Genomic DNA, 22,779 nt, shown 5'->3' on the forward strand with positions numbered 1-22,779 from the left:
ACTTAGGCTTCTTATGTTTAAAACAGAAATAAATAACTATCTAAAATAGACTTAGAACAGATTGCTGTCTATCTCATCTTTAGTAGCTCGGCCTAATAAAGATAATGCCGCTTCTTTCGCGTCTTTATGCTGATATAAAATTTGGTAGATCTGCTCAGTAATAGGCATTTCAACACCAACTTGTTCGGCTAATGCGCGAACTTCTTTAGTATTACGATAGCCTTCAACTACTTGTCCAATTTTTTCTTGGGCAGTCTCCACATCAAGGCCTTGACCTAACATCATCCCAAAGCGACGATTACGAGATTGGTTATCGGTACAGGTTAAAACTAAGTCACCCAACCCCGCCATGCCCATAAAGGTTGCAGCATCTGCGCCTAACGCTTTACCTAAGCGGCTCATTTCAGCAAGGCCACGAGTAATTAAAGCTGTACGCGCATTAGCACCAAACCCCATACCATCAGACATACCTGCGCCAATAGCAATTACGTTCTTTACCGCACCACCTAATTGGACACCGATAAAGTCAGGATTTTTATATACTCGGAAACTTTTGCCACAATGGAACAACTGTTGTAACTCTTCAGAGAAGGTATTGTCCGTTGAAGCCACAGAAATCGCAGTAGGCAGACCTGCTGCAAGCTCTTTGGCAAAAGTAGGGCCAGATAAAACTGCAAGCGGGATTTCATTACCTAATACTTCACGCGCTACATCTTGCAATAAGCGACCAGTATGAGCCTCAAGTCCTTTTGTCGCCCAAACAACACGTGCATCCTGACGTAAAAAGGGTTTGATCTGCTGTAATACATCACCAAAAACATGGCTTGGGATCACAACCAGAATATTACGGCTAGCTTCGATGGCTTTTTGCAAAGAAGCTTCCATGTATAAACTATCAGGAAAGGAAACATCGGGCAGAAAGGCCTGATTACAGCGAGCTTGCTCTAACGCAGCAACATGTTCAGGATCATGGCCCCAAAGTACAACATCATGGCCATTGCGCGCTAAGGTAATCGCTAAAGCGGTGCCGTATGAACCGGCACCGATAACTGTCATAGAAGCGTTCATTAAGCTTCTTCAGCCCCTTCATTAGCGGCATCAGTTTGTTGCTGTTGTAAATAGTTCATAAACAACGCATCAAAGTTAACTGGTGCTAAGTTCAGTTGTGGGAAAGTACCACGGCTGACTAAGTTAGTGATACATTCACGAGCATAAGGGAACAGAACGTTAGGGCAATATGCACCTAAGCAATGTGCTAATTGAGTGCCTTCAATACCTTCAACGGTGAAGATACCTGCTTGTTGCACTTCACACAGGAATGCAGTCTCGTTATCCATAGTTGCCGTTACAGTAACGCGCAGAATAACTTCATAGACGTTTTCAGCTAAAGTGTTAGAAGAAGTATCTAAATCTAATTTAACTTCTGGTTGCCACTCTTTTTGGAAAACTTGTGGGGCATTAGGCGCTTCAAAAGAGATATCTTTTGTATAGATACGTTGAATTTGAAAAGTCATCTCTTGGTTTTGCTGTTCTGACATAATAATCTTACCTTTTTATATCCTTATTAATTGAATAGCAGTAAGTATAGAACTCAATCTGCCCGCTCGTTATTTTTTACCTTTAGCCAGTGGTAAATTTTCACCACTCCAGCCTGAAAGACCATCTTTTAAGATAAAGACTTTTTCAAAACCGAGTTTAATTAGGCTTTCTGCCGGTTTTGCACCTTCAATGCCTGACGGTGATACAACAATAACTGGCTGTGATTTATATTTCTCCAGCTCAGCAATATTATTATTTTTGATTTCAGAAGGCGTTAAATTGATAGAATCAATGATGTGTCCTTTACGGAATTCATCACGGCTACGGATATCAACACACACCGCATTCTCTTTGTTTATCAAAGAAATCGCTTCTGTACGGGAAATATTTTTCGTCTTAGAAAAAAGCCCTTTAAAGGTCAATACGATGACCGCCACCAGCAGCGCAACCCAAACAAAACTTAACAGGGTGTGCCGGTTGAAAAATTGCATTACTTCTTGCAGCATAGGATGCAATCACTCTCGTTGGTTAAAAATAGTATCAAAGAGCCAAAGTATACCTTTGTCATGGCGCAATTACAGCCTATTCCTGCTTTTCTCTTTCTATTTTTGCGGAAAGTTTCTCAACAATCATTTTTTTTATTGACGGATTTATGTACCATTAGTGCCGGTTCCGTGAAAAATGATGAATTGAAAAGGCCTTACCTTTTTACTCTACAGGATCCCTCTTCAGGCAAGCTATTAATAAATCAACATCCCTAATAGTGGCTACTTACGTATAAAATCGCCCATATTACGTAAGATTTATACCTGTCTGAGATACAACAACTATCTGTTATTTATTTAAAAGTATTGAGAACACGAGCATGTCGCAAACAAATCAAGTGCCTAAAATTGGATTCGTTTCATTAGGTTGCCCTAAAAATTTAGTGGACTCTGAACGTATCCTAACCGAACTGCGTACAGAAGGTTATCAAGTTGTTCCTACCTATAATGATGCTGATTTAGTCATCGTCAACACCTGTGGGTTTATTGACAGCGCAGTACAAGAATCGCTAGAAGCGATTGGTGAAGCACTCGATGAAAACGGTAAAGTTATTGTCACTGGTTGCTTAGGTGCAAAAGAGAACCAAATTCGTGAAGTGCATCCTAAAGTACTCGAAATCACAGGGCCTCATAGTTATGAGCAAGTTTTATCTCATATTCACCACTATGTCCCCAAACCTGATCACAACCCTTTTCTCAGCCTTGTTCCTGAACAGGGTGTAAAATTAACGCCTCGTCATTACGCGTATTTAAAAATTTCTGAAGGCTGTAATCATCGTTGTACTTTCTGCATCATCCCATCAATGCGAGGTGATTTAGATAGTCGTCCAATTGGTGAAGTATTAGGTGAAGCGAAAAGATTAGTTAATGCGGGCGTAAAAGAGTTACTGGTTATTTCTCAAGACACTTCTGCTTACGGTGTTGATACTAAACATCAAACGGGCTTTTGGGATGGAATGCCTGTCAAAACCAGTATGGTCAGTTTATGTGAACAACTGGCAAAATTAGGTATTTGGGTTCGCTTACATTATGTTTATCCATATCCACATGTCGATGATGTCATTCCTTTAATGGCTGAAGGTAAAATTTTGCCTTATTTGGATATTCCATTACAGCATGCTAGCCCTAAGATTTTAAAACTAATGAAACGCCCAGGTTCCGTTGAGCGTACCTTAGAGCGCGTAAAACGCTGGCGTGAAATTTGCCCAGAATTAACTTTACGTTCTACCTTTATTGTCGGTTTTCCGGGTGAAACAGAAGAAGATTTCCAAATGTTGTTGGATTTCCTCACTGAAGCACGTTTAGATCGCGTAGGTTGCTTTAAATACAGCCCTGTTGATGGTGCGAAAGCAAATGAACTGGCAGATCAAGTGCCTGAAGAAGTGAAAGAAGAGCGTTATCATCGCTTTATGCAATTACAGCAACAAATTTCGACTGAACGTCTGCAAGAGAAAATCGGTAAAGTGTTGCTTGTTATGATTGATGAAGTCGATGAAGAGGGGGCAATTGGTCGCAGTATGGCTGATGCGCCTGAAATTGATGGTGCCGTTTATCTCAATGAGCAATTTGATGTAGAACCAGGGCAAATCGTCCGTGTGCTTATTGAGTATGCAGATGAATATGATCTGTGGGGTACTATCGTCGAATAATCTCTATCTTAGACAGCGTGATAATCTATTGCGCTGTCACATAGATTGCCTCTTTTTTCCTCTCTTCCACTATTATTGCTTTATAATCTCTTATTAATTGAATAGATTACCTGTTAGGTATTATCTGAAATTTCGGCTTTATTTCGTGTTAGCTGGTCAGTTGTTTTGTGGCATGAAATAATCTTACAAACTGTTATGAAAGGTACGTTGGTCAGATGGCAAAGAAAATGGATCTTCAAAAAAAAACACATCCGTCTTATCGTGTATTTTCTTTACCGTTAATCACGTTGATCATTAGCACAACGCTCTTTTCTGCATCTCCTGTTTTTGCTAATACATTAACAGATAATCGTAATCAGCTAAAAGATCTACAAACCACGATCGCAGAAAAAGAAAAACAGGTTCAAGAACAGCAAAAGCAACGTACTGCACTTCTTAATCAATTAAAAACGCAAGAAACCCAAATCTCTAATGCCAGTCGCTCTGTGCATGAAACACAAAATCGCTTACAAACATTGGGTAAAGAGATAAAAACCATTACCGCAAATATTGCACGTCTACAAAAACAGTATCAGTCTCAACAAGAGTTATTAGCTCGCCAAATGGATGCGGCTTATCGTCAGGGTAAACATCAAGGTATAGAGCTTCTATTTCGAGGTGAAGAAGGCCAACGTGAAGAGCGTATTTTAGCGTATTACAGTTATATCAATGATGCGCGCAAAGAGACAATGGCCGAACTGGCTGAAACCTCAAAAGAACTGGAAACGGAAAAAGCCGCACAGCAAGAAAAACAAAACGAACAAAAACAAGTCTTAACTAAACAACAGCAAGAAAAACAAAAGCTGGATAACGCATTAGCCGCGCGACAAAAAACACTAACCCAACTTGAATCCACCTTAAAAGCGGATCAGAAAAACTTAGCCACTATGCGAGCTAACGAAGCGCGATTAAGAAATAAAATTGCGCAAGCAGAGCGAGAAGCCAAAGCTCGCGCAGAACGTGAAGCCCGAGAAGCGGCACGCATTGCAGCCAAACAACGAGAAGCTCAACAGCGCGGTTCAACCTATAAACCAACAGCCGAAGAGCAATCATTGATGTCACGTACTGGTGGTTTAGGTAAACCTGCGGGACAAGCAATTTGGCCAATAAGAGGCTCTTTATTACACCGTTTTGGTGAATCTATTTCTGGCTCTGGTGAATTACGTTGGAAAGGAATTGTCATACCCGCTGCACAAGGCACAGAAGTAAAAGCCATTGCTGATGGGCGAGTGTTATTAGCCGATTGGCTTCAAGGCTATGGTTTAGTGGTTGTGGTTGAGCATGGTAAAGGTGATATGAGCCTTTACGGTTATAACCAAAGTGCTTTAGTGAGTGTTGGTCAACAGGTTAAAGCAGGCCAGCCTATTGCTTTAGTTGGTAACAGTGGTGGGCAAGAGCGTTCAGCACTCTATTTTGAAATTAGACGTCAAGGAAAAGCAGTAAACCCTGTTCCTTGGCTTGGGAGGTAGGTTTGAAATTACTTGGCACATTACAACGCAAGCGTCCGTTTTTACTTAGTTTAATGTTGCTAAGTCTGGTTGTAAGTACACCTGTATTTGCAGCCAAATTAGCCATTGTAATTGATGACTTTGGTTATCGAAAAAAAGAAGATAACCAGATTTTACAACTCCCTACAGCCGTTTCTATCGCTATTTTACCTGATTCTCCTCATGGAAAAGAAATCGCGACGAAAGCACATGCACAAGGGCGGGAAATCCTGATCCACATGCCTATGGCGCCAATTAGCAAACAACCTCTAGAACGCGATACTTTAAAACCATCTATGGATCAGGCTGAAATTAATCGTATTATTCAACATGCTATTAATAATGTGCCTTACGCTGTCGGTATGAATAACCATATGGGTAGTGCGATGACATCAGATAGACAAGCGATGGATAGAGTCATTAAAGCGCTTAATCACTCAAACCTCTATTTTTTAGATAGCGTAACCATTGGTAATACACAAGCTGCCACTGCTGCCAAAGCCGCGGGCGTTCCCTCTTTACGTCGCCATGTGTTTTTAGATAATGTGCAAACGGAAGCCGAAACCCGACAACAGCTTAATCGTGCTATTGCTTTAGCGCGAAAAAATGGCTCTGCGATTGCTATCGGACATCCTCATCCCTCGACTGTTAGGGCATTACAACAACAGTTGCCTTTATTACCTGCTGATATTCAACTGGTTGCACCAAGTACTCTATTAAATCCACAGTCAGAAAAACCGATACAACCCGAACCGCCTAAAGTTGTCCCCCCCACAGAACAACCGCAAGAGCCAAAACCTGCATCTTGGCTAAAACCTGCACAAAAAGCGATTATTTCGATGAAAAAAAGTACACTAATTAATACGTTATCCAGTGGATTTAGCTCATCAGAAAAAAAGAAAATACCCAATACGCCTACTCCAAACGAAACGGGTGAAATAAAAGAATAACGCAATAAAAAAGAGCCTGTTAAGGCTCTTTTTTCGCTTAATGATCACTCATTACTGCCAATCTAAAATCACTTTACCAGATTGACCTGAGCGCATGATATCAAAGCCTTTTTGGAATTCATCAATAGGAAACTGATGCGTAATAATAGGCGAAATATCAAGGCCAGACTGGATAAGTGCTGCCATTTTATACCATGTTTCGAACATCTCACGACCGTAGATACCTTTAATAAACAGGCCTTTAAAGATAACTTGTCCCCAATCAATTGCCATATCAGAAGGCGGAATACCCAACAGCGCAATACGACCACCATGATTCATGGTATTCAGCATGGTACGAAACGCAGGTGGTGCACCTGACATTTCTAGACCTACATCAAATCCTTCAGTCATACCTAACTCTTTCATCACATCGATTAAGTTTTCTTTGCTGACATTTACGGCTCGGATAACTCCCATTTTTTTAGCAAGATCAAGACGATATTCATTAACATCAGTGATCACCACATGACGAGCGCCAACATGCTTACAAATTGCAGCCGCCATAATACCAATAGGGCCAGCGCCGGAAACCAACACATCTTCGCCTACTAAATCAAAAGATAATGCGGTATGTACAGCATTACCAAAGGGATCAAAAATAGCCGCTAATTCATCAGGAATATTGTCTGGAATTTTAAATGCATTAAAGGCGGGGATAACCAAATATTCAGCAAAACAGCCCGGGCGATTTACCCCTACACCAATAGTATTACGGCATAAATGAGTACGACCACCGCGACAATTACGACAATGACCACAAGTGATATGCCCTTCACCCGAGACACGATCACCAATATTAAAACCTTTAACTTCCTGCCCTATCGCCACAATTTCACCGATATATTCATGACCAACAACCATAGGTACAGGAATTGTTTTTTGTGACCACTCATCCCAGTTATAAATATGAACATCAGTGCCACAAATTGCTGTTTTGCGAATTTTGATCATCACATCGTTATGACCAATTTCAGGTACTGGAACATCGGTCATCCAGATACCTTCTTGTGCTTTTAATTTTGACAATGCTTTCATAGAGTAACCTTATGCAATCACATTAAGTTCTTTGCCAATTTTGATAAATGCCGCCACTGCACGCTCAATTTGTTCAGTGGTGTGTGCTGCCGACATTTGTGTACGAATACGTGCTTGCCCTTGAGGTACAACAGGATAGAAAAATCCTGTGACATAAATTCCTTCATCAAGTAAGCGTGTTGCAAACTCTTGCGCTAATTTAGCCTCTCCTAACATCACTGGAATAATGGCATGATCTGCGCCAGCCAATGTAAAACCCGCCGCGCTCATTTTTTCACGGAAAAGTGAAGCGTTACGCCATAAACGAGCACGAATTTCATCTCCTGATTTCAGCATATCTAAAACAGCAATAGAGGCTGAAACAATTGCAGGAGCTAATGAATTGGAGAATAAATAAGGGCGAGAACGTTGACGTAACCACTCAACCACTTCTTTACGAGCTGCGGTATAACCACCAGAGGCACCACCTAGCGCTTTACCTAAAGTACCCGTGATAATGTCAACTCTTCCCATTACATCGCAATATTCATGGGTTCCGCGACCTTGCGCCCCCACAAAACCCACGGCATGCGAATCATCGACCATCACTAATGCACCGAATTCATCCGCTAAATCACAGATAGATTTTAGGTCGGCAATCACGCCATCCATTGAAAATACACCATCAGTGGCGATCATAATGTGACGGGCATTATCTGCTTTAGCTTTTTCAAGTTGTGTGCGCAGTTCTGCCATATCGTTATTGGCGTAGCGATAGCGTTTTGCTTTACATAAACGCACACCATCGATAATAGAAGCATGGTTTAAGGCATCAGAAATAATGGCATCTTCAGGGCCCATTAATGTTTCAAATAATCCACCATTCGCATCAAAGCAAGATGAATACAGAATGGCATCTTCCATTCCTAAAAATTCAGCGATTTTATTTTCTAATGTTTTATGTGAATCTTGAGTACCACAAATAAAACGCACAGAAGCCATACCAAACCCGTGGCTGTCCATACCCGCTTTTGCAGCTTCAATTAATTTTGGATGATTAGCCAAACCTAAATAGTTATTGGCACAGAAGTTAATAACATGGCTTCCGTCAGCAACGGCGATATCTGCGTTTTGTGAAGAAGTGATGATGCGCTCATTTTTAAACAGGCCATCTTGACGAGTTTGTTCGAGTTGTTGATTAATTTGTTGGTAAAACGCGGAAGTAGGCATACTTTCTCCCAAACAGAGACAAAAAGAGACGATGGTTATAATTGATTATAATACAATCATGTTGTTTCTTATTTTATGCTTTTGCTCTATTAAAAACGACAAATGTAAACAAATAATGTTATTTATGTAATTAAGATCACTAATACACACTGTGTTTTTCGAGAATTTCAGCTTGTTATTCCGTGATGAATACTACCGTTAACGCTGTTCAGTGTTATTATAGACCTAGAGCTAATTTTAGATTTTTATATGAAGGGGTAGCCACATGATTATCGTCACGGGCGGTGCAGGTTTTATCGGCAGCAATATTGTTAAAGCATTAAATGATGAAGGTTATACCGATATATTGGTTGTTGATAACCTTAAAGATGGCACCAAGTTCGTGAATTTGGTTGATTTGAATATCACTGATTACATGGATAAAGAAGACTTTATTGCGAGTATTGTTGCAGGTGATGATTTTGGTGATATTGATGCCGTTTTCCATGAGGGTGCTTGCTCTTCTACCACTGAGTGGGATGGCAAATATATGATGGATAACAACTATCAATATTCTAAAGAGCTACTCCACTACTGTTTAGATCGCCAAATTCCTTTCTTATATGCCTCTTCAGCGGCTACTTATGGTGGTCGTACGGATAACTTTATTGAAGAGAGAAAATACGAAGCACCTTTAAATATCTACGGTTATTCAAAATTCTTATTCGATGAATATGTGCGTCAGATTTTACCTGAAGCAGAATCGATGATTTGTGGCTTCCGTTATTTTAATGTTTATGGCCCTCGTGAAGGACATAAAGGTGGCATGGCAAGTGTTGCATTCCATTTAAATAACCAAGTCAATGCCGGTCAAAATCCAAAATTATTTGAAGGTAGCGAAACCTTCCAACGTGACTTTATTTATGTGGGTGATGTTGCCGCGGTTAATTTATGGTTCTGGCGCAATAATGTATCCGGTATTTTTAACTGTGGTACAGGTCGTGCTGAATCATTCCAAGCTGTTGCGGATGCCGTTATTGCTCATCATAAAGATAAAGATCTCTCTATCGAACATATTGAGTTCCCAGAAAAATTGAAAGGTCGTTACCAAGCCTTTACTCAAGCTGATTTAACAAATTTACGTAAAGCAGGTTATACCGCACCATTTAAAACGGTTGCCGAAGGTGTCGAGCTTTATATGCAATGGTTAAATCAAGGTAAGTAATCGCTGTTTATGAAAATCTTTGTGGTAGGGCCTTCATGGGTCGGGGACATGATGATGTCCCAAAGTCTTTATCGTACATTGAAAGCATTACATCCTGCGGCAACGATTGATGTGATGGCACCAGCGTGGTGCCGTCCATTATTAGAAAAGATGCCGGAAGTTGATAATGCAATACCAATGCCATTAGGTCATGGAGCTTTAGCCATTGGTGAACGCCGTCGTTTAGGAAAACAATTAAAAGAGAATGGTTACACGCATGCTTATGTATTACCTAACTCATTTAAATCGGCATTAGTGCCTTTCTTTGCAGATATTCCTAAGCGTACAGGCTGGCGTGGTGAGATGCGCTATGGATTATTAAATGATTTGCGACCTTTAGATAAAGATGCATTTCCTTTGATGGTTGAACGCTATGTCGCGCTAGCTTATGACAAACAAAAAGTCCAAAAAGCGACTGATTTACCTCAACCTCTGTTATGGCCTAAGTTATCAGTAACCGCGAGTGATATCTCTACCACATTGCATCAATTTTCATTATCTACTCAACGTCCTGCTATTGGTTTTTGCCCAGGCGCTGAATTTGGCCCCGCAAAACGTTGGCCTCATTATCATTATGCCGCTTTAGCGCAGAAACTCATTACAGAACAAGGGCATCAAATCTTCTTGTTTGGCTCTCAAAAAGACAACGACGCAGGCGAAGAGATAAAACAAACGCTGACGCCAGAAGCTCGTGAAGCCTGTTTTAATCTCGCTGGCAAAACCAATCTTGAACAAGCAGTAAACTTGATTGCATCTTGTAAAGCTGTTGTCAGTAATGACTCTGGTTTAATGCACGTTGCAGCCGCGTTAGAGCGCCCGTTAGTCGCACTTTATGGTCCAAGTAGCCCTGATTTTACGCCACCGTTATCCCATAAAGCACGCGTGATCCGTTTAATTACTGGCTACCACAAAGTGCGTAAAGGGGATGCCGAACAAGGCTATCACCAAAGCTTAATAGATATTCAGCCAGAGAAGGTTTTTGCTGAATTAGAAAATTTATTGTCAACGGAGCCAGCAGCGTGAAGCGGGTATTAATCATTAAAACCTCTTCCATGGGCGATGTGTTACATACATTGCCAGCATTAACTGATGCAATAAATGTTTATCCTGATATTCGTTTTGATTGGGTAGTCGAAGAGGGTTTTGCCCAGATCCCAAGTTGGCATCAAGCTGTTGATACAGTGATCCCGGTGGCGATACGCCGTTGGCGAAAAAACTGGTTTAGTGCACCTATTCGTAAAGAGCGCATGCAATTTCGTCGCGCTATTCAAGCGCATCATTACGATGCCGTGATTGATGCACAAGGTTTACTGAAAAGTGCATTCTTAGTGACTCGATACGCCAAAGGCACTAAACATGGTTATTCGCGTCAATGCGCTCGTGAACCTTTGGCCAGTTTTTTCTATGATATTCGCCACGATGTCAGTAAAAAAATGCATGCGGTTGAACGTATTCGCCAGCTATTTGCCTTAAGCTTAAATTACCCGATCCCTCAATCTCAAGGTGATTATGGGATTGCACAGCATTTTCTCTCACTTCCCGCCTTTGATGAGCACCCTTATTTAGTCTTTTTACACGCAACTACGCGTGATGAAAAACACTGGCCAGAATCCCATTGGCGAGAATTAATCGCCCTACTTGCAGATTCAGGGATACGCATTAAATTGCCTTGGGGTGCAGAGCATGAACATCAACGTGCCATTCGCTTAGCCGCAGATTTCGACTATGTTGATGTATTGCCCAAAATGTCGCTAGCACAAGTAGCTCAGGTTATTGCGGGTGCGAAAAGTGTGGTGTCTGTCGATACAGGGTTAAGTCACTTAACTGCGGCATTGGATAAACCCAATATCACGCTCTTTGGCCCTACCGATCCCGGTTTGATTGGCGGTTACGGTAAGGCACAAATGTCAGTAAAAGCAAAAGATGGGGATATTTCTCAAACCTCAGCAAATGATATTTTTATAAAACTAAACAGTAATGAATAATAATATGAAGATTTATATTGTTAATTTAGAAAAAGATGTTGAAAGAAAAGCATCGATTAAAGCACAGCTTGATGACTTAAACTTAGACTATGAATTTATTTCTGCTGTTTATGGAAAGAGCCTTACTCAAGAAGAAATCTCACACTTAAGCCCTGATTTTGAAAAAACTCGCCTCACATTACCTGAGTTAGGGTGTGCTTTAAGTCATTTAAAAGTCTATAAAAAAATAATCGAAAATAACGATAGTATTGCTCTAGTATTAGAAGATGATGTAAAAATAAATTCAGATATAAAAAAATATTTAGACTTAATAGATCATTATTATAATTCTAATAAACCAGAAGTAATACTCCTAGGTAAAGTAAATGAATATATCGAGAGTTTTAAAAAACAGCTAGATGATACTTATTCATTAGTAAATGTCATCGACTCAGTGGGCGCATATGGATATTGTATAAATCAAAAAGCGGCAAAAAGACTGCTTGAGTTTTTACAACCCATTTGGATTGTTTCAGATGAATGGAAACTCATTAGAGAGAAGAATATTGTAAAAATAAAAGCGATTGTTCCGCCATTAATTACTTTTACTCAACATGCTGATGCATCAACTATATCTAATGAACCTCGAGCATTACTAACTCACTTTGATAAAAAAAAGCGCAAAAGAAATATTTATGAATCTATTAGACTTTTATTATGGCGTATATTCATTAGAAGCTGGGTCAAAAAAATAAGACCATAAGAAAAATAACTCAAATTATTATTTCCTATGGTAATAAGTCTTACAATATATTGTTTATAGCTTTAAATACTTCATCCGTATTTATTTGTTCCATTGGATGCTCATAACTTGGATCATACTCTTTTTTAATAACTTGATGAATATCCATATCTTGATACGGGCCTGAAATTTTTGGATCAGCAGTAACAAATAAACTTACTGTTGGTTTCTTTAAGGCAATCGCAATATGTAAAGGCCCTGTATCCCCAGTAACTAATACAGACATATTATCAATATGACTAATCAACTCAGGTAATGTTGTTTTTCCTATTAAATCAACAATATTATTACTGTATTCAGGTTTAATTTTATTCAAAAACACAGATGATAAAGATAGCTCTCTAGAAGAACCAATCAGCTTTATAATAGTATTAGGGTTACTTTCTATTAACTTCTCAGCCAATTGAACAAATTTATCAATACCCCATGTTCTAATTGGGCTAGATGTTCCTAATTGAAATCCAATTATAACTTTATTAGAATCTTCCAAAGGAATATATTTACAGGTTAAGTCCATCTTTGGTGATGTATCTTTTTCAGTAATATCTAATGATTTTAATAAATTTAATTTTCTTTGAATAAAATGTCCTGATTGTGGTTTATATTCTGCAACAATCCATTTTCTAAACCATTCAGGGATCACATCATAAGTATTGCGTAAGATATACTGGCAACCCGCCATTACTGCAAATAGCACATCATAAGGAAGATGAGAATGGAGAATAACGGCTAATTCAGGTTTATCTTTTTTTGCCTGTAGTGCGATAGGAAGTAGATTTCTAATTTTATTATCCCAATAAACCACGCTATCTATTTGATCATAGTTTTCAACTAATAATCTATTTTTTTCGCTGGAAACCAATGTGATATGCGCATCAGGGTAATGTGCACGAATCGCTCTTATTGCTGGGGTATTAAACATAAAATCACCCAGCGCTGTCGTAGAAAAAATAAGAATACTGTTAAATTGAATATCAGATGAAAATGTATCCGTTTTTTTCATCTTGCCAAAAAGTGGGTTATAAATATTTAGGAAGTTATGTACCCATTTTAATTTCTTTAACTTCATCTTATTTTGCCTGCACCTGACTTTGATAATACTCAGCTAATGTCATTCCCTGCACTTTATCTGACAAGAAACTAAATAAAGTTTCTAAGTCGTAATATAACCCTTCAATATCTTTTTCAGTACGGAATGTTGGACTACCACCCGGCATAAATTCAGACGAATGCAACATAAATTCAATATGAGAGTGGCCTTGAGCTAACGATTTTTCTGCTACTTCAATCATTTGTTGGGCATTGCCACCTTTAGGGCGTAACCAATTTACAGAAGGTGCTCGCTGTTTCCCTCTTAATTTATCGTAACCCTGCTTAATTTTATTCATTAAAGGCGAGTGCTTATATTGAATACTCATCGGCACTTCTAGCAACGTAGAATTGCCCGGTTTAGTGATATCTTCTAGATCCATAAAATAAGCATGGCTTGGAAAATCAGTATAATTAGTGCCTCCTGATTGTGTAGGATCACCTTTAGTCAATCGCCAATCGACTTTAGGTGTTACAGAACAATCGACTTGATAACCAAATTCAACTAAAAGTTGTGCATAAATCTCATTAAATGCCCAACGACCAGCACGGTGGCTTAACATTTTGGTTTGTAGTTTATCTTCAAGTAAGTCTGTCATTAATGCGATTTTTTCTCGCATTTGATCTTTGGGGTATTCAATTAAATAAGGCTGATAACGTAAATCATCATCTGTTAAAGGTGTTAATGGTGGACTATTCCACGCATGTAAGTGCATACCAATTTCACCGGTATTGCGGGCAATTACATCACGAGCAAACTCAATATAGGCATCATCCATTACCATTTCATAGTTTGTTAGCCACACAGGTTTAAAATGGAAACGCTCACAAAGTTGCTGAAAACGGGGAAGAAAGTACGTATTTTGCGTGGTAATCTCACCCTTATTTTCCCAAAGATTATCGCCTTCGGTATCTAATGTGATAATAAATGCTGGTTTGGTCATTGAAATACCTTACGCCTTCTTTAGAAATAAATAACTTTATTACTTAATAAGTGATATGTACTGATCAATCACTTCATCAATATCAAATTTTTGGTACATCTCTGGTGTGATTTTAGGTGGCGTAAAATAAACCAATCGCATTTTTTCCGCTAAGGATGCTACATTTAACTCAGCTTTATAGGACGCAAGTTCGCCTTCCATAATCTCACCAATACCCCCCGGGCAATTGGTACTGACAATAGGGGTATTACAAATCAAGGATTCGACTAATACATTACCTAAACCTTCGCTGTCTGAACTTAACACAACCGCTTTTGCATCTTTAATAACCGCAAATGGGTTTGCTAAAAAACCAATTAAACTTACTTTACCTTCTAAATTAAGCTCTGCTATTTTATTTTTAATTTTAGTGGTCACCTCAGAAGAGCCTTGTCCTGCAATAAATAATTTACAAGGTAAATCCGCTAACGCAAATGCTTCTAATAATCTGTCATGTCGTTTAACTTCATGAAAACGACCAATATGCAGTAAATAATCTTGTCCCTGATAAGAATTACTTTCTAAAGCTAAATTTCTAATTTCCTGAATATCAAACGGATTATAAATTGTCTTTAATTGTTGTGGTGATACCCCCACATTTTGGATCAAATCCTGCCCTGCTGCATTGGAAACCGTAATAATATTTTTCCCTTGGTATACTTTTTGGATCTTCTTTTGTTTTAACCAACGAGAAAAACCTGTTTTATTACCTAAATAAGATTGGGAAAAAATGCCATGAATGCAATACCACGTATTTTTATCTGCCAACTCTTTAGATAAAGCGACTATTCTATCTGTCTTATGCAAATTCGAGACAACCAGTGATGGAATACCTTTACGCGCAAATAATGATTTTAACGTATTATCCATTGATTTTGCTCGACGTTTCAGTTCAGTTTGCCGATAAAATAATCCACGGTAACTATCTGCATCAATCAATAACTCAATATTAGCGGGAATAGAATAATCACACTTTTCTGCTAAAGAGAGTAACGTAACAGCATAACCACGCTGGCTTAAGCCATGACATAACCTGATAGTGACATTTTCGGCACCACCACCAGGTAATCCATCAATAATAAAAAGGATATGTTCCTTCATAAACTAAGAACCTTTTGATAAAGCCCAATCAGTTGTTGGGATAAATGCTCTGGCGTATAAGGCAATATCTTATTTCGGGCAGCTTTAGACATTTTATTATCAAGATTATCGGCAGAAATTGTCTCTATTGCACTTACCATTGCCGAAATATCTAGTGCATCAGTGACAAAACCATTAACACCTTGCTCAATAAATTCAGAGCCACCGCAGGTATAACTAGTGATGACTGGTAAACCACATGCCATTGCTTCTAAAACAACATTAGGAAAAGGATCATATAAAGTGGGTAACAATAAACCATCTGCCATTTGATATAAAGGTAAGGTGTCTTTTTGCACACCTAAAAAATGAACTCGATCATGACTTTTTAATTGATGAGCGAGTTGCTGATATTTTTTTTGTTCTTTATCCTGTCCAATAACAAGTAAATGTGCATTTGTACAACTAATTGCTTCTATGGCCGCTTTTAAGCCTTTACGTTCAAACCCTGAGCCCACATAAATAAAACATTTTGCTTCAACAGGAATATGGTATTGCTGGCGTAATTGCTCACGATAAAGTGTTGTTGCTGGAAAAAATCGCTGATTATCTATTGCATTATAAATTACACTAATACGTTCACTTTCAATACCAAAGTCTTCCATCACTTCACGTTTTACCATCTCTGAATTACATATAACGCGTTTTAGTTCTGGTGAATGATACATCTCTTTTTCTGCCTTCATTACATAGCGGTGATAACAACTATTTAGCAATAATTGACTACGCAATGGGCTTAAAACGCGCGAACGTTGTAATAACCAACGGTGATGAACACCATCTCCTGCACGATAAATATCGCATCCTGCAATACGCTCATGACTTTGCACTAAATCGAACTTTTCTTTTTGCCAACATTGTCTTGCTGCTCGAGCAAAACCTTTTTCACGGCTAATTCGCCCCCATTTCATTGGGTTGACAATATGAATATGCCACTGAGGTTGTACTGCACCAATCCATGAACGCGTGATCACATTAAGTTCTACAGCTTGATTATCTAATGCCTCAAGCGCTCGAGAAACAAAACGTTCTGCCCCCCCATCAGGTCGGTATTTTTGACGCACTATAGCCAATCGGAATGAATTCATTTTAGTTGTCCCCTTACGGCATTCAGTACATCTTCGACAGGTATTAAACTGAGATAACGCGTTTCTGTGTTGGTATTGACATCATCAGGATCGGGGAGTTCACCATAATTTCCCGCCCATAACACTTCACCAATATGTTCCCATGGTGACCAATGAAATAATTTTGAGGGCCCAAAGAGTGCAATAAGGGGCGTTTTAAGTGCTGCGGCCATATGCATGGGAACGGAATCAACGCCAATAAATAAACGAGCATGATCAATTAACGCAGCAAGTTGAGGCAAAGAGAGTTGTCCTGATAATGAAACCACGCTATTTGAAGTACACCCTTTAATTATAGTTTCAACCATCTCTTGCTCTCTTGGATCGGGACCTGATGTTAAAACAATTTGATTTCCTTCTTGTTCTAAAACATCAATTAATTCCGACCACTTATTTTCATCCCAACATTTAAAAAACCAACGAGATGTCGGTTGAATAACAATATAGCTACCCAATACTTTATGTACTTTTAATTTTTCGGTAACGATATATTTATCTTGATGACTATATGCCATTGATACTTGGGTATCTATTTTAGGTAACTGTAATGGTTGCAAGAGCGCTAAATTTTGCTCAACAATATGTTTTTCATCTACAGAACCTAGCGGGATCAAATGTGTAAAACATTTTTTCCAAATAGGGCTTTGACGTTTATAAATATCATATCCAACACGAATTTTAGCCCCCGTAAAACGCGTTATTATTGCGCTATTCCATTGATCGGCTAAGTTTATAACAACATCATATTGTTGATTTCTTAAATCGGTTATTAACTTCCATTCATGACGTAACCTTGTCAGCTTCCCTTCACTTTTCCAAGCTTTGTCTAGAGCAAAGATATGATGAATAGAGGAAAAGTGCTCAATCATTGGCATCGTTTCTTTATTGATTAAGACATCAACTTCAGCATTTGGAAAGTTAGCTTTTAATGTATTAATAACAGGGGTAATTAACAAAGTATCACCATGATGTCGTAACTTAATAATAAGAACCCTTTGTATTAACTTCATTTTTTCACTCATAGCATTCCAAATATACTTGAATAATTAGCAATGTGATTTGATTATAAAAAAAATTCTATCAAGTTTCCTGAATAAAGCCTGTTAAAATTAATAAAAAAGCATTATACCGCGTTGTTTAATGCCACAACGTTTGTTTTTACACACTTTATCCCACACAGTGTGATACTATAAGCGTTCGTCTAGATAAGTGAATTTGATAGCATGTTGTTGCGTTTATATCAGGTACTTCTTTACCTTATTCAACCTCTGATTTGGTTGCGTCTTTTATTACGCAGCCGTAAAGCCCCCGCCTACCGAAAACGGTGGGGAGAGCGCTATGGCTTTTGCAAAGGCAAAGTCGTGCCTCAAGGGATATTATTGCATTCCGTCTCTGTTGGTGAGACTCTCGCCGCAGTACCGCTTGTTCGCGCCCTTCGCCATCACTATCCTGATTTACCTATAACTGTCACGACCATGACTCCGACAGGTTCGGAGCGTGTGCGTTCTGCGTTTGGTGATGATGTTTACCATGTCTATCTTCCTTATGATTTACCCGGTTCAGTTAATCGTTTTCTTAAAACGGTTGATCCCAAACTGGTGATCATTATGGAAACAGAGTTATGGCCTAACTTAATTTCAAAACTGCATCAACGAAAAATTCCGTTGATTATCGCCAATGCACGTTTATCAGAACGCTCCGCCGCCGGTTATCAGAAATTGGGCAGTTTCGTCAAAACGATGCTGCAAAAGATCACCTTAATTGCCGCTCAAAACCAAGAAGATGGTGAGCGTTTTATCGAATTAGGGCTTAAACGTTCACATTTGCATGTTACAGGTAGCCTAAAATTTGATATTTCAGTTACCCCTGAATTAGCCGCAAGAGCCGTTGCTTTACGCCGTCAATGGGCAGCTCATCGCCCAGTTTGGATTGCAACAAGTACCCATGAGGGCGAAGAAAGTATTATTTTAGAGACACATAAAAAGCTACTGACACAATTTCCTCAACTTTTGTTGATTTTAGTGCCTCGACACCCAGAGCGTTTTCCTAAAGCAGAACAGTTAACTCGCGAAGCAGGGCTAAAATATACCTTACGAAGCACGGATGCTGTACCTGATGCACAGACCCAAGTGGTGATTGGCGACACCATGGGTGAACTGATGTTGCTCTATGGTATTGCCGATCTGGCATTTGTGGGAGGAAGTTTAGTTGAGCGAGGTGGTCATAATCCTTTAGAAGCCGCTGCCCACGCTATCCCTGTAATTATGGGACCACATACTTTTAATTTTAAAAATATCTGTGCCAAACTTGATCAAGCTGAAGGATTAATTACTGTTACAGACAGTGAATCAATGGCAACCGCGATTGCCTCACTGCTTAATGATGAAGATTATCGCCGTTACTATGGTCGCCATGCCGTTGAAGTGCTTCATGAAAACCAAGGAGCATTACTGCGTTTGCTTACCTTACTTTCACCTTATCTTCCCCCTCGGAGTCACTAATGAGCCAAAGTAAGCGCCTTTCTGTGGTGATGATCAGTAAAAATGTCGCTGATGTCATTGGCGAATGCTTAGACTCTGTACAATGGGCGGATGAAATTATTGTGTTGGATTCAGGTAGCCAAGATAACACTCGTCATATTGCGACAGAGAAAGGGGCTAAAGTCTTTATCAACAGTGAATGGCCAGGATTTGGCAAACAGCGTCAACTGGCGCAACAATATGCCACTGGCGATTATATTTTTATGATTGATAGTGATGAACGTGTCACTCCTGAACTAAAAGTCAGCATTCAAGCTATTTTGCAGCAACCTGAAGAAAATGTGGTTTATAACTGTGCTCGCCGTAATTTATTTATGGGGCGCTTTATGAAACACAGTGGTTGGTATCCGGATAAAGTGACCCGTTTATATGCTCGTGAACGTTATCAATATAACAATAATTTGGTTCATGAATCGTTAGAAACCCAAGGTGCAACTACCAAAACATTACAAGGTGACCTCTTACATCTTACTTGTCGTGATTTAATGGAGTTTCAGCAAAAGCAGCTAAAATATGCCACCGAATGGGCAAAAGAGCGTCATCAACAAGGTAAAAAAGCCAGTTTCGGCTCAATCTTAAGTCATACGTTAGGCGCCTTTTTTAAGACTTGGTTATTAAGAATGGGGTTTTTAGACGGAAAACAGGGGTTGATATTGGCATTTGTTAACGCACAGTATACCTTTAATAAATACGCCTCTTTATGGGAACTCAGCCAGAAGACTGTAAATAATGAAAAATAAAGCTATCTACCCCGGAACTTTCGATCCCATCACTTATGGCCATATCGATATTTTAACCCGCGCAGCAGGTATGTTTGATACGGTTTTATTAGCGATTGCTGATAGCGCCCGTAAAAATCCGATGTTTACCTTAGAAGAACGAGTTGATTTAGCCAAACAGGTAACGAGTCATCTCTCCAATGTTGAAGTGGTGGGGTTTAGTGAACTAATGGCTAACTTTGCTAAACAACAACAAGCGACGATTTTAATTCGTGGTGTTCGTAGCGTTTCTGACTTTGAATATGAATGGCAACTGGCGAATATGAACCGTCATTTTGCACCGGATCTTGATAGCGTATTTTTACTGCCCTCTCAAAATCTTTCATTTGTCTCTTCATCTTTAATTAAAGATGTTGCGCGCCATGACGGTGATGTCTCTACGTTTTTACCTGACGTTGTCACCACCGCCATGCTAAAAAAACTCGGTAAGATTTAACGCTCGTTCTCACCATGTTGGCAATGTCGGCAAAAAAATGTGCTACGTTGCCCTTGCTTTATACTTTCAATCGGTTGCCCACAAATCAAACACGGTTTGTCTTTACGCCCATAAACAAATAGCTCTTGTGCAAAATAACCGGGTTTACCATCAGATTGTAGAAAATCTTTAAGTGTTGTCCCACCTTGCTCAATGGAGCGGGTTAATACCCGTTTGATCGCCGTAACAAGAACCTCACACTCTTCTGATGTTAAGCTATTGGCTTTTCTATCTGGCATAATACCTGATGAAAATAGTGCTTCATTAGCATAAATATTACCGACGCCAACCACTAATTTATTATCCATTAACCACGGTTTGATGGCTGTTTTTTTATTTTTAGACTGTTGATAGAGATATTCGGCATTAAATTCATCCGAAAGCGGCTCTGGCCCTAAATGGGCTAATACCGTGCTTGTGGCTAAATCTTCACACCATAGCCAAGCACCAAAGCGCCGAGGATCGGTATAACGCAGTACCTTGCCATCACGAAAAACCAAATCGATATGATCATGTTTTTCTTCAGGTTGCTCTTCTAATAAAATACGTACACTTCCTGACATCCCTAAATGAATAATGATCCATCCTGTATTAAGCTCGACTAGCAAGTATTTAGCGCGTCGTTTTACGCTTAAAATAGGTTCATCCAATAAGGTTTTTATTTTTTCTGAGACAGGCCAGCGTAATTTACTATTACGCACAATGGCGTAGTGCAACACATTACCCACAAGATGAGGCTCAATACCTCGACGACTGGTTTCGACTTCTGGCAATTCTGGCACAGGAGACTCCATGATTATCAGATAAGAGATACAGCGATAACATCATTTTTATTGTATGATCAGCTTCTTTAAAAGTATAAAGGACGATAGCAGATTATTATGATGGTGTTTAAAGACTATAGTAAAAAATCCCTGTGGAATTTATCCATTATTGGGCTTTACATTATATTGATCTACTTACCGGATATCACCCGTTATAAAAATATTGTGATCGGATTGATTGGTGCAACGGCACTGTGGTATCTGGTACGTGATTTTAAAGCTATCTGTAAAATTTTTAAAAATAATCTGGCTTTCTCGCTACTGTTTTTATTACTGACTATTGGTTATTCCATACTGATTTCTGTCGAGCCGAATATTAGTATCAAAGAAGTAAATAAGCCTATTTTAAATGGCTTACTGCTTTTTGCTGTTACCTTTCCGATTGTATTATATAAAGAAAAACCCACTGATATTGCCAAGATGGTGATGGTAGCTTTTGCAATTGGATTGTTGGTGATTATGGCGAAGGAACTGGTGCAGTATTATTTAGAGTATCAGAAAGGTATTTGGCCTTTTACAATAAAAAGTCAGTTAATTCATAGGGAAATATCCTATGCTCTTCTTTTTTTCTTTCCTATTATATTAGCATTATGGGCTCTAAAAAAACGTAACGCTATTATTAATTGGTTGCTGTTAGCTATTGTTAGTTTAGCATTTGTTTTTATTATGTTAGGAACCTTAGCACGCGGAGCATGGGTGGCATTAGCAATTAGTACGCTACTTATCTTGGTCATTAATCGCCAATGGTTACTACTAATAATCAGTACGTTAATCTGTGCTCTGTTATTTATTGGGGCGACAAATTTACCGGCAAATCCCGTTATCAGCAAATTACTTCAATATAAATTAACCCAAACCAATAGTGGACTACGATTTGATAATGGCACCCAAGGTGCTGCACTTGATCTTATTCTAGAACAACCGATTAAAGGCTATGGTTATGGTAATCAAACTTACCATAATGTTTACAATGAGCGTGTTAAAGATCACAAAAGTTGGGTATTCAAAACATCCATTGGTCCCCATAACGTCTTTTTAGCTTTTTGGTTTGCTGGTGGTATTTTAGGGCTATTGGGTATTCTCTATTTTTGCTCGTCAATAATTGCGCAAGGTATTCAGCTAATAAGAAAAAATCATGGGATTATTCGCCAAGCAGCTTTAGTGCTATTGATGTCATTTTTAGGAGTGTATGTACTACGAGGATTATTTGAAAATGCCTATATCAATCAAGTGGGTATTTTGGTGGGATTAATGCTGGCACTGCGCCACGCTTTACTCAATAATCAATCTGTCACACCATCAGGTAAACAACAATAGG

Annotated in this window: 22 protein-coding genes; 11 read left to right on the top strand and 11 right to left on the bottom strand. The window is 39.0% G+C overall.

Annotation, left to right across the window (positions count from 1 at the left end; all coding sequences use genetic code 11):
- Positions 1 to 51: 51 nt before the first annotated feature.
- From gpsA to DK861_RS00545, 3 genes are all read right to left on the bottom strand, one after another.
- Positions 52 to 1,068: an NAD(P)H-dependent glycerol-3-phosphate dehydrogenase gene (gene gpsA / locus DK861_RS00535; RefSeq protein WP_006534204.1), complete on the bottom strand. Its 1,017-nt coding sequence runs from the start codon at positions 1,066 to 1,068 to the stop codon at positions 52 to 54.
- Positions 1,068 to 1,538 carry a protein-export chaperone SecB gene (gene secB, locus DK861_RS00540; RefSeq protein WP_006534205.1) on the bottom strand — a complete coding sequence of 157 codons (471 nt, stop codon included), beginning with the start codon at positions 1,536 to 1,538 and terminating at the stop codon, positions 1,068 to 1,070. The genes gpsA and secB overlap by 1 nt, the downstream gene beginning before the upstream one ends.
- 69 nt (positions 1,539 to 1,607) lie before the next feature.
- Entirely contained in the window at positions 1,608 to 2,045 is a 438-nt protein-coding gene (locus DK861_RS00545) for a rhodanese-like domain-containing protein (protein WP_023583406.1), read from the bottom strand.
- Between the two features lie 359 nt (positions 2,046 to 2,404).
- Here DK861_RS00545 and rimO point away from each other — a divergent pair, with 359 nt between their 5' ends.
- The 3 genes from rimO (at position 2,405) to DK861_RS00565 (ending at position 6,209) form a co-directional block, all read left to right on the top strand.
- Positions 2,405 to 3,733 (top strand): 30S ribosomal protein S12 methylthiotransferase RimO, encoded by a 1,329-nt coding sequence (gene rimO / locus DK861_RS00555; protein WP_109398950.1) that lies wholly within the window; start codon positions 2,405 to 2,407, stop codon positions 3,731 to 3,733.
- A 215-nt stretch (positions 3,734 to 3,948) separates the two neighbouring features.
- The gene (gene envC / locus DK861_RS00560; RefSeq protein ID WP_109398951.1) at positions 3,949 to 5,241 is read left to right on the top strand and encodes a murein hydrolase activator EnvC; all 1,293 of its coding nucleotides are present in this window, start codon (positions 3,949 to 3,951) and stop codon (positions 5,239 to 5,241) included.
- Between the two features lie 2 nt (positions 5,242 to 5,243).
- A complete protein-coding gene (locus tag DK861_RS00565) occupies positions 5,244 to 6,209 on the top strand; it encodes a divergent polysaccharide deacetylase family protein (RefSeq protein WP_109398952.1) in 966 nt (321 codons plus the stop codon).
- Between the two features lie 51 nt (positions 6,210 to 6,260).
- On the opposite strand, the gene tdh is transcribed toward DK861_RS00565, so the two are convergent.
- Positions 6,261 to 7,286 carry an L-threonine 3-dehydrogenase gene (gene tdh / locus DK861_RS00570; protein WP_109398953.1) on the bottom strand — a complete coding sequence of 342 codons (1,026 nt, stop codon included), beginning with the start codon at positions 7,284 to 7,286 and terminating at the stop codon, positions 6,261 to 6,263.
- A 9-nt stretch (positions 7,287 to 7,295) separates the two neighbouring features.
- On the bottom strand, positions 7,296 to 8,495 hold the full coding sequence (locus tag DK861_RS00575) for a glycine C-acetyltransferase (protein ID WP_109398954.1): 1,200 nt from the start codon (positions 8,493 to 8,495) through the stop codon (positions 7,296 to 7,298).
- 265 nt (positions 8,496 to 8,760) lie between these two features.
- Here DK861_RS00575 and rfaD point away from each other — a divergent pair, with 265 nt between their 5' ends.
- The 4 genes from rfaD to DK861_RS00595 are packed head-to-tail and all read left to right on the top strand — an operon-like array spanning position 8,761 to position 12,465.
- A complete protein-coding gene (gene rfaD, locus DK861_RS00580) occupies positions 8,761 to 9,699 on the top strand; it encodes an ADP-glyceromanno-heptose 6-epimerase (protein ID WP_006534213.1) in 939 nt (312 codons plus the stop codon).
- 9 nt (positions 9,700 to 9,708) lie between these two features.
- Positions 9,709 to 10,761: an ADP-heptose--LPS heptosyltransferase RfaF gene (gene rfaF / locus DK861_RS00585; protein WP_109398955.1), complete on the top strand. Its 1,053-nt coding sequence runs from the start codon at positions 9,709 to 9,711 to the stop codon at positions 10,759 to 10,761.
- A complete protein-coding gene (gene rfaC / locus DK861_RS00590) occupies positions 10,758 to 11,723 on the top strand; it encodes a lipopolysaccharide heptosyltransferase RfaC (RefSeq protein WP_109398956.1) in 966 nt (321 codons plus the stop codon). Before rfaF ends, rfaC begins: the two co-directional genes overlap by 4 nt.
- Before the next feature lie 4 nt (positions 11,724 to 11,727).
- Positions 11,728 to 12,465, top strand: coding sequence for a glycosyltransferase family 25 protein (locus tag DK861_RS00595; RefSeq protein WP_162556744.1), 738 nt, complete (start codon positions 11,728 to 11,730; stop codon positions 12,463 to 12,465).
- A gap of 40 nt (positions 12,466 to 12,505) precedes the next feature.
- Here the strand turns inward: DK861_RS00595 and DK861_RS00600 are convergent, their stop codons facing one another.
- From DK861_RS00600 to rfaQ, 5 genes are read right to left on the bottom strand one after another with little or no spacing between them, the layout of a single operon-like run.
- The gene (locus DK861_RS00600; RefSeq protein WP_109398958.1) at positions 12,506 to 13,573 is read right to left on the bottom strand and encodes a glycosyltransferase family 9 protein; all 1,068 of its coding nucleotides are present in this window, start codon (positions 13,571 to 13,573) and stop codon (positions 12,506 to 12,508) included.
- 1 nt (position 13,574) lies between these two features.
- A complete protein-coding gene (locus tag DK861_RS00605) occupies positions 13,575 to 14,537 on the bottom strand; it encodes a polysaccharide deacetylase family protein (RefSeq protein WP_109398959.1) in 963 nt (320 codons plus the stop codon).
- Positions 14,538 to 14,576: 39 nt separating this feature from the next.
- A complete protein-coding gene (locus tag DK861_RS00610; RefSeq protein WP_109398960.1) occupies positions 14,577 to 15,677 on the bottom strand; it encodes a glycosyltransferase in 1,101 nt (366 codons plus the stop codon).
- A complete protein-coding gene (locus DK861_RS00615; RefSeq protein WP_072064688.1) occupies positions 15,674 to 16,804 on the bottom strand; it encodes a glycosyltransferase family 4 protein in 1,131 nt (376 codons plus the stop codon). The genes DK861_RS00610 and DK861_RS00615 overlap by 4 nt, the downstream gene beginning before the upstream one ends.
- Entirely contained in the window at positions 16,801 to 17,865 is a 1,065-nt protein-coding gene (gene rfaQ, locus DK861_RS00620) for a putative lipopolysaccharide heptosyltransferase III (protein WP_109398961.1), read from the bottom strand. Before rfaQ ends, DK861_RS00615 begins: the two co-directional genes overlap by 4 nt.
- Positions 17,866 to 18,066: 201 nt before the next feature.
- On the opposite strand from rfaQ, the gene waaA reads away from it, so the two are divergent.
- The 3 genes from waaA to coaD are packed head-to-tail and all read left to right on the top strand — an operon-like array spanning position 18,067 to position 20,598.
- Positions 18,067 to 19,344 (top strand): lipid IV(A) 3-deoxy-D-manno-octulosonic acid transferase, encoded by a 1,278-nt coding sequence (gene waaA / locus DK861_RS00625; RefSeq protein WP_072064689.1) that lies wholly within the window; start codon positions 18,067 to 18,069, stop codon positions 19,342 to 19,344.
- Complete coding sequence (locus tag DK861_RS00630; protein WP_109398962.1) at positions 19,344 to 20,123, top strand: glycosyltransferase family 2 protein; 780 nt, start codon at positions 19,344 to 19,346, stop codon at positions 20,121 to 20,123. Before waaA ends, DK861_RS00630 begins: the two co-directional genes overlap by 1 nt.
- Complete coding sequence (gene coaD / locus DK861_RS00635) at positions 20,113 to 20,598, top strand: pantetheine-phosphate adenylyltransferase (protein WP_006534234.1); 486 nt, start codon at positions 20,113 to 20,115, stop codon at positions 20,596 to 20,598. Before DK861_RS00630 ends, coaD begins: the two co-directional genes overlap by 11 nt.
- On the opposite strand, the gene mutM is transcribed toward coaD, so the two are convergent.
- The gene (mutM, locus tag DK861_RS00640) at positions 20,595 to 21,419 is read right to left on the bottom strand and encodes a bifunctional DNA-formamidopyrimidine glycosylase/DNA-(apurinic or apyrimidinic site) lyase (protein WP_072064691.1); all 825 of its coding nucleotides are present in this window, start codon (positions 21,417 to 21,419) and stop codon (positions 20,595 to 20,597) included. The two genes, coaD and mutM, sit on opposite strands and share 4 nt — an antisense overlap.
- A 99-nt stretch (positions 21,420 to 21,518) precedes the next feature.
- On the opposite strand from mutM, the gene rfaL reads away from it, so the two are divergent.
- A complete protein-coding gene (gene rfaL, locus DK861_RS00645) occupies positions 21,519 to 22,778 on the top strand; it encodes an O-antigen ligase RfaL (protein ID WP_109398963.1) in 1,260 nt (419 codons plus the stop codon).
- The last annotated feature ends 1 nt before the right edge of the window (position 22,779 follow it).

Origin of the sequence: Proteus sp. TJ1640 (assembly GCF_003144445.1) — a bacterium.
GTDB classification, from domain to species: Bacteria; Pseudomonadota; Gammaproteobacteria; order Enterobacterales; family Enterobacteriaceae; genus Proteus; species Proteus penneri.